Below are 1,618 nucleotides of genomic sequence, written 5' to 3'. Positions count from 1 at the left end.
CTAACCTGAAGCTTAGAAGATTTTCCTGGAAGCATGGCATCAACTACTTCAGTCCCTTAGGACCTCGTCATCAGCTCTCAGTCTGCACACTAAAGTGCGATTCCCCGGATTTGCCTAAGAAATCAACCTACCACCTTAAACGCGGACTACCAACGCCGCGCTAGCCTAGCCTTCTCCGTCTCTCCATCGCAGTTAGCGGAAGTACAGAAATATTAATCTGTTTCCCATCGATTACGCCTTTCGGCCTCACCTTAGGGGTCGACTCACCCTGCCCCGATTAACGTTGGACAGGAACCCTTGGTCTTTCGGCGAGGGGGTTTTTCACCCCCTTTATCGTTACTCATGTCAGCATTCGCACTTCTGATACCTCCAGCGTGGGTTACCCCTTCACCTTCAACGGCTTACAGAACGCTCCTCTACCGCGCACAGTAAACTGTGCACCCGTAGCTTCGGTGACTAGCTTAGCCCCGTTACATCTTCCGCGCAGGCCGACTCGACTAGTGAGCTATTACGCTTTCTTTAAATGATGGCTGCTTCTAAGCCAACATCCTAGCTGTCTAAGCCTTCCCACATCGTTTCCCACTTAGCTAGTACTTTGGGACCTTAGCTGACGGTCTGGGTTGTTTCCCTTTTGACGACGGACGTTAGCACCCGCCGTCTGTCTCCCGAGTAGTACTCATTGGTATTCGGAGTTTGCAAAGGGTTGGTAAGTCGGGATGACCCCCTAGCCTTAACAGTGCTCTACCCCCAATGGTATTCGCTCGAGGCGCTACCTAAATAGCTTTCGAGGAGAACCAGATATCTCCCGGTTTGATTGGCCTTTCACCCCCAGCCACAAGTCATCCGCTAATTTTTCAACATTAGTCGGTTCGGTCCTCCAGTTGATGTTACTCAACCTTCAACCTGCCCATGGCTAGATCACCGGGTTTCGGGTCTACACCTTGCAACTAAACGCGCAGTTAACACTCGGTTTCCCTACGGCTCCGCTATTCGCTTAACCTCGCTACAAAATGTAAGTCGCTGACCCATTATACAAAAGGTACGCAGTCACGGTCTCAAGAACCGCTCCCACTGCTTGTACGTATACGGTTTCAGGTTCTATTTCACTCCCCTCACAGGGGTTCTTTTCGCCTTTCCCTCACGGTACTGGTTCACTATCGGTCAGTCAGGAGTATTTAGCCTTGGAGGATGGTCCCCCCATATTCAAACAGGATGTCACGTGTCCCGCCTTACTCGTTTTCATCAATGGTTAGTTTTCATGTACGGGGCTATCACCCTGTGCCGCTGTGCTTTCCAACACATTCCACTAACACCCCACTGACTTAAGGGCTAATCCCCGTTCGCTCGCCGCTACTAGGGGAATCTCGGTTGATTTCTTTTCCTCCGGGTACTTAGATGTTTCAGTTCCCCGGGTTCGCCTCGCAACACTATGTATTCATGTTGCGATAACAGCTTATGCTGCTGGGTTCCCCCATTCGGACATCGTTAGCTCAAATGCTTGTTACTAGCTCGCCAACGCTTTTCGCAAGTTACTACGTCCTTCATCGCCTCTGACTGCCAAGGCATCCACCGTATACGCTTAGTCGCTTAACCATACAACCCAAATGAGTTTCACTCA

General features: G+C 50.6%; 1 rRNA gene. It reads right to left on the bottom strand.

What is annotated here, in order from left to right:
• Positions 1 to 1,593 (bottom strand): 23S ribosomal RNA (locus tag MO387_RS20715); the annotation flags it as partial.
• Between the last annotated feature and the right edge of the window lie 25 nt (positions 1,594 to 1,618).

It is taken from the genome of Shewanella sp. N2AIL (genome assembly GCF_022690845.1).
Taxonomy (GTDB): domain Bacteria; phylum Pseudomonadota; class Gammaproteobacteria; order Enterobacterales; family Shewanellaceae; genus Shewanella; species Shewanella baltica.
The sequence above is the reverse complement of the archived record's forward strand: the minus strand, read 5'-3'. Positions and strand labels throughout refer to the sequence as shown.